The following is a 13,276-nucleotide window of genomic DNA, read 5'->3' as shown; positions in this document are numbered from 1 at the left end:
GAATGAGTCCTGTTGAATATCGAACTCATTCCCAAGTTGCTGCTTAAATTAACGTCCAACATTTGGGGTGCTGAACATTTTGATGGTTCTTTTTCTATTCGGCAGATGATTTTTTATTCGTTTTACCGTATAAAAATTACTGTTGGGATAAAAAAGAACCGGAGCTTGACATATTATATCGTACTCTTGGAAATATTAACGCTGGGAGGTGAATTCTGTGAGCAAAGAGAAAGAAATATATTATGTAAAGAAAGAGAACTTCAGAGCATACGATACGGGTACGGAGACAGAAAAAACTGCTGAAAGGCAGAATCCGGACGCAGTGCAGCTAAAGGACGACGGCAATGTGACAAAGCAGATCTATGATGCGATTGGATTCGAAACCTTACAGTCACACTATAATGTTTATCAAAAAAACGAAGAGTCTTAAAATTTTTTTTCACAAGCTGAAATAATGTCACCAGACAGCCGGGGGGCTGTTGTGAAAACGTGAAAGGAGCTTATACATGAAGGAGATTATCAATTTTTTAGAACAAAATAAATTCGGAAATCTTGCAACCTCTGCCGACGGACAACCCTATGTAAGGCCGTTCGAGTACGGCTTTAAAACGGACGACGGCGTGTTTTTTTATACCTCGGATGATAAAGCCGTTTATTCCCAGCTGCAATCAAATCCAAAAGCCAGCTTTTGTGCAACAGATGAGAATCTGACCTATGTTCAGCTGACGGGGGATGTGAAATTCACCGACGATAAGAAGTATAAGGATATGATGATCCAAAACAGCAGGAATGCATCTAAAATCTATCAGTCGGCAGACAATCCGCAGTTCAAAGTATTTTACATGCCCCATGGGCACGCTATGATGCATAAACACGAGGGCGGTTATGTATGTGATGAAAATTTTTAAGGATCGCGAAACGCAATAGAATCAGGTATCATCTATTAACCCTGCAGCGGATTAAATTGCAGGGTTTTTGTTTTTTTTCAAAGGCCATTTATAAATATTGACGGTATATTGCGTTAATAGTAAAATGTAGTCAAAGAAGGACAATTTTCGTCTAAACATGTTCAGATATTATGGAAGTTTATCGTAATATGTAATTTGGAGATACAGTATATGAAATCTAGATTATTACAGTTTCTTAGAAATAACATTATGGCTAATATTCTATTTACATATACGATAGCAGTCATATTTGTCACTTCTATTTTTTACCAATTGGTTCCTGTGTTATTGAACTATGCGCCAGGATACGCCTATATTGATGAACTGCACGGCTTAAGCTATACGTGGCAGTTTGTTATTATGCTGTTATTCGGATTATTCATCGGCTTTGTCATTATCATCCTGTCCCTGAGAGGGGTAAAGGAATTTGAAAAATACCTGAATAATCCCGGAGATGTGGTGCCGGAACATTTGTTAAAGATGAAGCGGAAATTGCTTAATTTACCGTATCAGATCTATATCATCCAGATTGGCGTTGCAGCGGTCCTTGTTACGCTGCTGATCCTGCCGCTTTTTATACTGGAAAATGCCTCGCTTTCAGTTTTCTTCAGAGTATTTATTTTAGTCATTACATTTTTTACATTAGTATCCATCATAACACTGGTTGTATCACAGAATTCTTTAAAAAGATTGTTGCTGAGACTTGAATCGGATACCAATATAGGCGGAATCAGAATTCCCATCGTATTTAAACTGTTTCTGCAAGTACTGCCCATATTCATCGTGGCCATTTCTATTACTTCATTGGTTGGATACTCTTACAATATTGAGGATAAGGGCAACTTGATCTGTGACGGTTATATGGAATCTTTGCAGGATACCTTTTCAGATTACAGACATCAGGAATGGACCCTGGAGCAAATTAAAGAACAGCTTTACAGTATCAGGCCTGTAAACGATCAGAAGGATACAAGATTTATCATCACTCCCGATCATCACATCATTACCAGTGATAATGAGCCATTAGGCGACTACTTCATAACTTATTTATGGGAAATGTCCATGGATAACGGCGGATATGTCTATGATGTTACGGAAGAAATCCGGGGGGCCATTGTCAATGTTCCGGGAATAGACGGGAACTATATTGCAGGCATCAAATTCGATATCGTTTCCAACAACCTGGTTATTTTTTATGTTATTGGATTTATCTTTATTTTATTGATTTGCAGCATTGTTCTCTATTTTTTATCAAAAGCAATGTCTGACGACATACTAACCGTTGCACACAGGTTAAACGAAATAGCCTCAAACGAATACATAGGTCTTGATAAAAGACTTCCTATTACATCCAATGATGAAACTTCGGATTTGGTTATCGCTTTTAACAAAATTCAAAGATTGGTTCAAAATCATATCAATCAAATCGGAGATAACCAGGAGGTTCTCATACAGCAGGAACGAATGGCATCGCTGGGACAATTGATCGGCGGGATTGCCCACAGCTTGAAAACTCCTATATCAACCGCATCTGATGCCACGTTTTGCATCGCAAACCTCGCCGAAGAGTATGACCAATCTATCGATGTCGATATGGTAACGAAAGAAGACCACCATAAAATTGCAGAAGAAATAAAAGAACATGTGAAAGATTTACAGGAGACTTTGAATTATATTAATAGTGTCATCAATATGGTTAAAAACCACTCTGCGGATCTGGACAAGTCCGAAGATGAGCAGTTTGCCATAAAGGATTTGATAAAAGGCATTAACATCCTGATGACAAACGAGTTGAGGAAAAACAGCTGCAAGCTGGATATTCATACGAACATGTCGGAGGAGGATAAGATTACCGGAGATATCGGAAACCTTATTCAGGTTATTGATGTACTGATATCCAATGCAATTCAAGCCTATGCCACAGGTGACGGCCAGATCGATCTTTACATTTTAAAGGATAAAGAGGAACTGGAAATTATCGTACAGGATTATGGCATGGGCATTCCGCCAAACATTCAGGATAAATTATTAAACAGAATGGTGACGACAAAAGGGAACAAGGGAACAGGGATTGGACTTTACATTTCGAATTCTATTATTAAGGCTAAATTTAACGGAAGCCTGAGTTTCGTAACGGAAGAAGGAAAAGGATCGAAATTCATTATTACTTTACCAATCAGGAAAGAGGAAAAATAATTATGCGGATACGGAATAATGCAACAAACCTCCATGACTATAAGATTTTACTGCTTGATGACGACGGCAAATATGTTGCTAAAAAAGTAGAGGTCCTAAAGAGTTACGGATATCAGGTGGAAGGGGAGACGATAGTAGAAAATGCCTTGATGAAGCTGCAGTCGGATACCTATGATCTGCTGATCCTTGATTATCTTATGGATGAAATGCGCGGGGATAAGGTGGTCGAGGCAATTAGAAAATTCGATAAAGATCTGTACATTCTGCTGTTAACCGGCTATGCGGAAGCCCCGGCATTGGAAATCATGAATACTTTGGATATTACAGGGTATTGTGAAAAGTCCAACGACAATAATCAATTGTTGATCCTGATAAAATCTGCTCTGAAGTCCGTAGATATGATGAAAAAGGTCAAGAAAACCAGGGACGGATTCAATAAGATTTTAGTGGCAGTTCCTAATATTTATAAAATACAATCCATCAACCTGATGATCAATGATATCCTTGAAGAGCTTGTCCCCATTGTAGACACTCAGAATGCTTTTATCCTGGTAGATAATATCACCAATTATGAAAACAACAATAGAGACGGCAATTTTTTTTGCGGAATCGGTACGTTTGAAGAGGGTTTTCATGCCATAAGCGATGAACTCCTGGAGCAGATTCATTTTGCACGTTCAGAGAAAAAAATAAATGTATTCGGGAATGGTATCTTTATTCCCCTCAGCGATGAACGGTATGGCACGCTGGGAATCCTGTATGTGCAGTTCAACAACAAGGCAATTGATCAGGATCTGGTTCAGCAGCTTACGATTTATACTGCCATTGCCACAAATGCCATTACCAATTTTTTACTTCAAAATACGATTAAGGCCATCAATGAGGAGCTGCAGCATACGAAAGGAGAAATGGGCACCTGGTATGTCAACACTGTGGAAACCATCAGACTGGCAATTGATGCAAAAGATCATTATACGGGCGGTCATTCGGAAATGGTTTCGGAGTATGCCGTAAAGATCGGAAGAGCAATGGACCTGCCAGACAAATTGATCGATTTGGTCAGGGACAGCGGAACCTTCCACGATGTGGGAAAGATCGGCATAGATGATGGAATCTTAAAAAAAGCGGGACGTCTTACCGAGGAAGAATATGAAGAAGTGAAAAAGCATCCGCAGCGCGGGGCTGTGATATTGGCGGCAGTCCCCATGTTTAAAGAAATTGTACCTATCGTTTTGTATCACCATGAACGATATGATGGAAAAGGATATCCGAAAGGATTGTCAGGTAATGAAATCCCTCTTCTGGCAAGAATCCTTTGTGTGGCGGATGCGCTGGATGCCATGACAACCGACAGGATTTACAGAAAAAGAAGAAGCTTAAGCGATACGATTAATGAGTTGAAAATAGGATCTGGTACGCAATTTGATCCTGAGATTGTTGAAGTTGTTATTCAATTAATAGAAAATAAAATCATTGATATTGATGACTAGTTTTTTTGCCGGATCATCAATTTACTGCAATTTAAGGGGTGTTCATTATGGTAGAATATTTAGATTTAACACAACCCCAGATGAGAATATGGGATACGGAAAGATTTTTTCAAGGTACCTCCATCAGCAACATAGGAGGTACCCTTCTCTTAAAAGAAGAATTGGACTTCAAGCTTTGGGAACAGGCTATCAATCAATTTATAGAAAGCAATGATTCTATAAGATTACAGATCAAAGTAATAGGAGAGAAACCTGTCCAATATGTGTCCGAATATCAAAAAAGAACTTTTGGAATCATTGACTTCTGCGGAAAAACAAAAGAAGAGCAAGATTTCTGGCTCTTAAACAAAATGAAAACGCCATTCAATTTAATCGATTCTGATCTGTTTGAATTCTATTTAATGAAGTCCTGGGACGGGGAACAGGGTTATTACGTCAAATTCCACCATATCATCGGAGATGCGTGGACCATCTCTCTTTTAGGAACCCAAACAATGGAGAATTACAAAAATCTAAAGGAAGGCAACGGGAATGCCGCAGACAGGAAACCTTCCTATTTGGATTATTTAAAAAGTGAGAAGGATTATTTGAACTCCTCCAAATATCGGATCGATGGTGAGTATTGGTCTGAAAAATTCCCCCAGAAGCCCAATCCAACTTCCATCAAGCTGAAAACCAAGGATTATTACAGCTCAAATGCCGGCCGTAAAACTTATATTGTTGATGGTAAAGAGGCAGCCATCATCCGGCAATTTTGTGAAGAACACGCACTATCACCGGCTGTTGTCTTTGAAACAGCGCTTTGTATTTATGCCGGAAAATTCCTGGGTTTTTGGGAAGTTTCCTTCGGCTCATTGGTTTTAAACAGGAGCGGGGCAAAGGAAAAAGCAATGACGGGGATGTTTATCAGTACGGTGCCATTAACGATCCGAATGGATCAGCAGAGTACTTTTTTGGAATTGTGCAGACAAATGGGTAAAGAGCATATGGAAGTGTTCCGTCATCAAAGGTATCCCTACAATATCCTGTTGTCCGAAATCCGTAAAAAGCATAAGATATCCACAAATCTTTTTGATTTCAGCGTTTCCTATCAAAATTCAAAAATTTTGAAAACAAATCACGATTTTCAATTTAAAACAACCTGGTATCCCAATGGAAGTGTAGCCGAATCTCTTTGCCTGCATATCGATGACAGGGACGATACCGGCGCCTTTATACTGCATTTTGATTACCTGGAGGATTTATTTACAGAAGAAGAGATCGATGATTTACAAAAAAGGATCATGCTTTTTCTTCGGCAGGGAACAAAGGACGAAACTGGGAAAATCTGTGATATGGAATTAGTGGATGAGATCGAACGAAACAGGATCTTGAACGAATTCAATCATACATTTTTTAATTTCCCCGGAGATATAACAGCCTGCCAATTATTTGAGGAGCAAGCGGAAAAAACACCGGATGCCATTGCGGTTAGATTTGAAGATCAGTATTTAACTTACAGGGAACTAAATCAGAAGGCAAATCAATTGGCAAGGGTGTTAAGCCGTAAAGGGGTGACGCCTGACACCATTGCGGGAATCATGGTGAACCGTTCCCTGGAAATGATCATCGGAGTCTTTGGTGTCTTAAAAGCCGGAGGAGCATATCTGCCCATTGATCCGGAATATCCGCCGGAGAGAATATCGTACATGCTTCAGGACAGCGGTGTGAATCTATTACTGATCCAGTCTCATTTAAAAGATAGAATTCCTTTTATGACAGAACTCGGTGAGCCTGCTGATGGCGAATCTGGAATCCTTGCTGAAGGTAAGAACGCTGAGGGTAAAGCTGGTGCGATTGTTGAGATTGATGATCCTAAAATTTATATTGGGGATGATTCCAATACAATCCATTGTGCGAAACCTCAAAACCTTGTTTACGTGATTTATACATCAGGCTCCACCGGAAAACCAAAAGGAGTCATGGTAACAAATGAAAATTTTGTAAATGCTTCTTTTGCATGGAGAAAAGAATATGACCTGGATCAGTTCCCCGTTAAATTGCTGCAAATAGCGAGTTTTTCCTTCGATGTCTTTGCCGGTGATTTAGCCCGGGCATTATTCAACGGCGGAGAGATGATCATCTGCAGAAATAAAGATCAATACAACCCGCGAAATTTATATGCATTGGTTGAAAAACACAGGATCAATATTTTAGAGTCAACACCTGCTTTGTTGATTCCATTCATGGATTACGTCTATGACAATCAATTGGATATCAGCTGCTTAAAGCTGCTGATTATCGGTTCCGACATTTGCCCCATCAAAAACTATAAAGAAATCGTTGAGAGATATGGCAGTCAAATGAGAGTGATAAACAGTTACGGCGTTACAGAAGCCACCATTGATACCAGTTATTATGAAGAACCTCTTGATAAAATTCCCTCCGCCGGCAGCACGCCCATTGGGAAACCAATGACAAACATGAAATTGTTAATCGTTAATGAACAATGCAAGCTCCTGCCGATAGGATTTTCAGGTGAGCTTTGCATAGGGGGCAAGGGAGTCACGAAAGGCTATATCAATAATCCGGATCTAACCGCCGAGAAATTCATAAAAAATCCATACTGCAAGAAGGAATATTTATACCGTACGGGAGACCTTGCACGGTACATGAACGACGGCAATGTTGAATTTTTTGGCAGAATTGACAACCAGGTCAAGATCAAAGGGTTCCGGATCGAATTGGGAGAAATTGAGACCCAGCTATTGAACCTTAAATTTATAGATGATGCCGTTGTTGTAGCCAAAAATTCGGAAGAAGGAAATAAATATCTGTGTGCCTATATCGTATCCCCGCAGGATATCAAAACGGTGAACTTAAAATCTTATCTATCGGAAAGTCTGCCGGAATACATGGTCCCAGCCTTTTATGTTCAGCTGGAAAAGATACCGCTGTCACCCAATGGAAAGGTTGACCGAAAACAATTGCCGGATCCTGACCGTAATAATCAAAAGAGGGCCAAATATACCGCACCAAGGAATAACGAAGAAAAAATCCTTGCAAAGATATGCTCTAAAATTTTAAAAGTAAGGAAAATCGGAATTGATGACAACTTTTTTGAGTTAGGCTGCGATTCTCTGGGAATCATCCAAATTCAAATCGTCACCTATGCTTTCGACTGGAACCTGACAATGCAGGATTTTTATCGATATCCCACCATCAGGCAGCTTTCTGATCGTATCGGGGAGATTACCAACGAAAATCTTTCTGCGGAATCCAATATTATTTATTCAATGCCCAGAATCAGAAAATACAAAAATGCGAAGAAAGATATCGAATCAGGCAGCGTTCTTCTGACCGGTTCCACAGGGTTTCTCGGTATACATATTCTAAAGGAACTATTAACCGCAGGCAATCAGGATATTTATTGTCTGGTCAGAGGGAAAAATAAAAAAGACGCAAGGGACAGATTGCTGAATTTGCTGAAGGATTATTTCCCACAGTTGGATCAAACCGTTATAGAGAATAGGATTTTTGCAGTAAAAGGGGATGTCTCTCAGCACAATCTGGGACTCAGTGACAAAGAATATGAAAAATTAGGGCGCAAGGTGGATGTTGTGATTCATTCTGCAGCAATTGTAAAGCATTACGGCAATTATCCCGATTTTCAGAAGGCAAATGTGATCGGAACCCAGCAGGTTGTCCGGTTTGCAAATCAGTTTAAACTGCCTTTGAATCATGTTTCCACGGTTAGCGTGTCCGGAGAATATCTTGTGAATGAGCCGAAAAGAAGAATGCGATTCACGGAAAAGGATTTTGATATCGGTCAGAATTATAAGGACAATCTCTATGTCAGAAGCAAATTTGAGGCGGAAAATATAATCCTGAAAGCCATGGGAGAGGGGTTGGAAGCAACCATTTTCAGAATGGGGAATCTGACCGGAAGATATTGTGATGGAATTTTTCAAAAAAATATAAGAGAAAATGCCTTTTATAACAGATTAAAATCTATCATTGACATGAAAGCTATCCCAAAATATCTGCTGGCTCAGGAGATTGAATTCACCCCTATTGATTATGCGAGCAAAATGGTATCGATCCTGTCAATGAAAGGAGAATCCAGAGGAAGAGCTTTCCATATATTAAATCCTAAGAAAATCAAAATAAAAGAGTTGATCAGTATGTTTAACCTACTATCTCTGAATATTGAAGAGCTCGATAGCAGAAAGTTCGAGAATTATATAAAGGAGATTTCGAGCAGCGAATCCAGACAGAATATCTTGTTTGGGCTTATTAATGATTTACATGATAGAAAAGCATTAAACTACAAATTTGCCATCGAGCCAGACACTAAAATAACCAGAGATCATCTGAAAAAATTTGAACTCGAATGGCCCGAAATCAGTTTGGATTACATTCGAAAAATAGTTTGTCATATGAAAGACACAGGGTTTATTTAAACTATGTAAAAGTCACCCAGAGACCGAATTAGAATCTGAGTGACTTTTTTATATTGGCTGGAAAAGTGGGGCTCGAACCCACAGCCTCTCGGTTAACAGCCGATTGCTCCACCATTGAGCTATATTCCAACAACAGGTAAAAGGGCAACTTTGAATGACCTTCGGATGATTATTTCAGCGAAGAAGTTTTTTAGTTGTCCGATCTAGAATTAGTATGACCTAAAAGAATTTATAATATAAATAGAAATCATAACGAAATAACTGGAATCGTATCCAAATTTTAATAAATTTTGATTTGAGCTGCTGCCTGGAACAACCCCACCAAACTATGCACCTGAAACTTCTTATAAAGATTCATAATATGCTTTTTTAAAGTGTTAGGGCTGATACATAAATGCTCGCAGATTTCCTGCTTCTCCTTTTCATTGAGAATTGCATATAAAACTTCTGTCTCACGCAAGGTAAGATGATAGTTGTTCAATAAGATTTCCCGGTCCGGATTATTTGTCTGTTTTACGTTGATTGACCGGAGATGTTGGTACATCCGGGCTCCCAGATGCGAGGCCAGCAGTTCCAGGTTAAATAATTCTTCCGGCTGAAATTCACCTTCCTCCTTCGTTCTAAAAATTGCAATAACGCCAAGAAAAATTCCGTTCTGTATGATGGTTAAAGCTGCCTGATAAAATATTTTCAGGGGAGCGTAGATCCTATAATAGAAATCTGTATTTTGTTTTGCTTCATTCTGAATAAAGGCGGATTCGTTATATACTTTAGAAACGGGAGTCGCATAGGACCATATAGTCTGATCGTATTCCTGAAATTCCTCCAAATAGATCGACATGCATTCCTCTGATATGCCGATACCAAGTCCGTCGGTCAGCCTGTATTGTTCGGATCTGGATGCCAGGTAAAAAGCAATACCGACGCAGGGAACTAAAAACCGCAGGGAAGACAGGACGATCTTCCTCATATCTTCAAAATCTTTCGCAGTATGGATCTTTAATATAATATCATTCAGCAAAATAATCTGATTATTCGTCAATCCTATCCCCTCGCTTTCTCAATCCTTCTCTATAGCATATATTTATGTATTGCTCTATAGGAATATAATCCGATTAGAGTAAATCTGTAATCCAATTAATTATAAAAATCGTATTGACAGATAATTTCAAATATTTGGAATTATGTTAAAATTATAAGGGTAAAGTGTAATGTTTGCAACATCACAATCATAATATTGGGGAGGTTCATTTCCTATGCTGTATGATATCGTGGTCAACAACGGCACCATTATAGAGCCGAAGAGAGAAGTTCAGACCGTAGGCAATATTGGCATCAAAGACGGCAAGATTGCCGTGGTGTGCAGGGAGAAGCTGCAAGGAAAAGAAATGATAGATGCGAGAAATAAAATTGTTTGTCCGGGATTCATTGACATACACTCTCATCTAAATTTTCCGCTTTATCCGGTATGGCTTTCGGCGAAGCAAGGCATCACTACCTGCCTATCCGGCAACTGCGGAATGACGCCCGAAATGCCGATCAAAGCATATCTTGAGTCAATGGAAGAAAAGGGATACCCCATTAATTTTGCAACTTTGGTTGGGCATTCCTGGACTTTAAGAGAAATGGCAGGCATCCGGGATCCGCATGCTGCGGCGTCTCCAAGTCAGATTGAAGAAATGACGAAGATTGCTGAGCGGGCCTTGGAAGAAGGGGCCTTTGGCATCTCTCTCGGTCTTGAGTATGCACCGGGTGCAGCTCCCGAGGAATATATGCCTCTTGCCGAGCTGGCTTCAAAATTTGACAAGCTGGTCGCCATACATATCAGGACTGATGCGCTGGACTTTGCACGCGGCCTGAAAGAAGCCATCTCTATTTCGGAACAAACAGGCGCAAGAGTTCAGATTTCCCATTTGGCCTATCAGTTTGGTGTCCACCCTGAAGTTACACAGATGGCTTTATGCATGATCGATAATGCGGCAAAGAAAAACCTGCCCGTACTATGTGACTCCGGGATCTATGAAGCATTCGCAACTTTTGTTAAGTCGGCCGTATTTGATGACGGGTGGCATGAGAGGTACGGATGCCAGATCAGTGATCTGATGATTTCTACCGGTAAATATGCAGGGCAGAGAGCTACGCCGGAAATGATAGAGGATATCAAGAAGTACGAAGAAGAAACGGTTGGAACCGCTTTTGTGGGTGTTATTCCCGATCTTGCACTTGCCATCAAACAGCCGTATACAATGATTTCCACTGATGCCGGATTATCAGAGAAACCCGGCAATGGCCACCCCCAGGATGCAGGTACTTTTCCAAGGGTATTTCAAAGGTTAGTCAGAGAACAAGGTGCTTTATCGGTGATGGAAGCTGTAAAAAAATCAAGCTATATGCCGGCGAAGCAGATGGGAATATCGGATACAAAGGGCTGGATCGGAACCGGCGCAGATGCGGATCTTGTAGTGCTTGACATCAAGAAGGTAAAAGATAATGCGGATTATGTCGGGATAGGCCGACCGGATGCTTCTCCTTCAGGTATCGAGTACGTTATCGTAAACGGTGTGACGATTGTCTCTGAAGAAAAGGCCATAGAAGACAGGCTTCCCGGCAAAATTCTCCGGCAGAAAAACAAGGTTTGGACATTATAGAGCAATTTATTTGAACTTAAAAATAAGAACCTATAAAAAATTATCAATTGGATAGGAGGTAAAAAATGGATTATGGAGTTGTGTGTTTAATTCCATCCGCAATTGTAATTATTTTAGCATTAACGACAAGAAGAATCATGGAACCTTTATTGGCAGGCGCTTTATCTGGATTTGTGATTGTTGCAGGACCAACGGGATTTTTTACAGCTTTTATCGATGCTGCTTACAAGGTGATGATGGATGCAACAACGGTATGGATTGCTTTGGTGGTGGGTCTCTTTGGGGTACTGATCAGATGGCTTGAAAAGGGGGGCGGAGCAAGCGGATTTTCCGATGTGGTTCAAAAGATTGCAACCACGAGAAAAAAGGCTTTGCTGGTTACCTGGCTCCTTGGTATTGCAGTATTTATCGACGATTATATCAATGCCATGGCTGTAGGCGCTGCCATGAGAAAGGTCTCGGACAAGTTTCAAATTTCAAGAGAATATCTGGCATACATCATCAACTCAACGGGCACTACAGTATGCGTTTTGATTCCGGCAACCACCTGGTTTGCATTCATGCTTGCACAGATGGAAGCGGTCGGTATTGAAGGCGGTTCATCCTCTTATTTTGCCGCAATTCCGTTCATGTTCTACCCTTGGATTGCCGTATTCATCGTACCATTAGTAATTCTCGGCATCATACCCATGTATGGTCCCTTGAAGAAGGCTGAAGAGCGTGCAAAGGCCGGTCAGACTTTGCCAGACAGCACCTATGAGCAGTATCGGGATCAGACAGGGGCGGAAGACACTAAGAAGTCAACTGCATGGAATTTCATCGTCCCTATGGTCATTACCGGTGTGGTCACCATTGCAACCGGCGAGGCCTTATATGGCGTGATAATCGGTCTTGCAGTCTGCTTTGTCATGTTTGTGCCTCAACGTCTGATGAAATTCTGGGAGCTTTGCGATGGACTTGTAGATGGCTTCAAGGATATGCTCTTTGTTATCATGCTGATCATAATGGCGTTCATCTTGCAGCAGGCCAACGATGCTCTGGGACTTACCGATTACGTGATTACCAATGTGTCCAGTGTCATCAGCCCAGGTCTGCTTCCTGCAGTATGCTTTGTAACGGTAGCGATCCTCATGTTTGTTGTAGGGAGTTTTTGGGGAATTGCTGCAATTTCATTTCCGATTATCATTCCGCTGGCCGTCGCAATGGATGTAAATCTGTCCCTCGCCTCCGCTTCTATCATCTCTGCTTCGGCATTCGGGAGTCAGGCGTGCTTTTTCAGTGATGCAGCCACCATCACCTGCGGCGCAACCCAGATCAGAAATATGGATTATGCAAGGTGTGCAATTCCATACATCGTGATCCCGTTTGTTCTGGCAACGATACTGTTTGTGATCTTTGGGTTTATGATGTAGCAGGTGATAATCGGTACCCTATAGGTTTTATGAACATCGGTTTTATGAACAGCGATAGGCTATGTCTGTCGCTGTTTTGCCGATGTTTTTAAGAGTACCATCCAAAGTGTCAGACCTACTATAAAAGTCAAACCTTCTGAA

The 13,276-nt window shown here is 40.6% G+C and carries 8 protein-coding genes and 1 tRNA gene; 7 read left to right on the top strand and 2 right to left on the bottom strand.

The features are described 5' to 3' along the window. Window positions 1-217 precede the first annotated feature (217 nt). The 5 genes from KCX82_RS15570 to KCX82_RS15550 all read left to right on the top strand — a co-directional run bounded on the left by KCX82_RS15570 (window position 218) and on the right by KCX82_RS15550 (window position 9,075). A complete protein-coding gene (locus KCX82_RS15570) occupies window positions 218-430 on the top strand; it encodes a hypothetical protein (protein ID WP_227019414.1) in 213 nt (70 codons plus the stop codon). Between the two features lie 76 nt (window positions 431-506). After that, the gene (locus KCX82_RS15565; RefSeq protein ID WP_227019413.1) at window positions 507-908 is read left to right on the top strand and encodes a pyridoxamine 5'-phosphate oxidase family protein; all 402 of its coding nucleotides are present in this window, start codon (window positions 507-509) and stop codon (window positions 906-908) included. Between the two features lie 210 nt (window positions 909-1,118). Beyond that, window positions 1,119-3,143 carry an ATP-binding protein gene (locus tag KCX82_RS15560; protein ID WP_227019412.1) on the top strand — a complete coding sequence of 675 codons (2,025 nt, stop codon included), beginning with the start codon at window positions 1,119-1,121 and terminating at the stop codon, window positions 3,141-3,143. Window positions 3,144-3,145: 2 nt separating this feature from the next. Then, window positions 3,146-4,633, top strand: coding sequence for a response regulator (locus KCX82_RS15555; protein ID WP_227019411.1), 1,488 nt, complete (start codon window positions 3,146-3,148; stop codon window positions 4,631-4,633). A 47-nt stretch (window positions 4,634-4,680) separates the two neighbouring features. Then, window positions 4,681-9,075 carry a non-ribosomal peptide synthetase gene (locus KCX82_RS15550; RefSeq protein ID WP_227019410.1) on the top strand — a complete coding sequence of 1,465 codons (4,395 nt, stop codon included), beginning with the start codon at window positions 4,681-4,683 and terminating at the stop codon, window positions 9,073-9,075. Window positions 9,076-9,129: 54 nt separating this feature from the next. Here the strand turns inward: KCX82_RS15550 and KCX82_RS15545 are convergent. Both KCX82_RS15545 and KCX82_RS15540 read right to left on the bottom strand, forming a co-directional pair. Then, window positions 9,130-9,204: transfer RNA gene (locus tag KCX82_RS15545), tRNA-Asn, on the bottom strand. Window positions 9,205-9,355: 151 nt separating this feature from the next. Beyond that, window positions 9,356-10,117: a helix-turn-helix transcriptional regulator gene (locus KCX82_RS15540; RefSeq protein ID WP_227019409.1), complete on the bottom strand. Its 762-nt coding sequence runs from the start codon at window positions 10,115-10,117 to the stop codon at window positions 9,356-9,358. Window positions 10,118-10,331: 214 nt separating this feature from the next. Here KCX82_RS15540 and KCX82_RS15535 point away from each other — a divergent pair, with 214 nt between their 5' ends. Both KCX82_RS15535 and KCX82_RS15530 read left to right on the top strand, forming a co-directional pair. Beyond that, window positions 10,332-11,723, top strand: coding sequence for an amidohydrolase family protein (locus KCX82_RS15535; protein ID WP_227019408.1), 1,392 nt, complete (start codon window positions 10,332-10,334; stop codon window positions 11,721-11,723). A gap of 65 nt (window positions 11,724-11,788) precedes the next feature. Further along, entirely contained in the window at window positions 11,789-13,135 is a 1,347-nt protein-coding gene (locus tag KCX82_RS15530) for a Na+/H+ antiporter NhaC family protein (protein WP_227019407.1), read from the top strand. Window positions 13,136-13,276: the final 141 nt, after the last annotated feature.

Source organism: Sinanaerobacter chloroacetimidivorans (assembly GCF_018128545.1).
Taxonomy (GTDB): Bacteria; Bacillota; Clostridia; order Peptostreptococcales; family Anaerovoracaceae; genus Sinanaerobacter; species Sinanaerobacter chloroacetimidivorans.
This window is presented reverse-complemented; position numbering and strand designations above follow the sequence as displayed.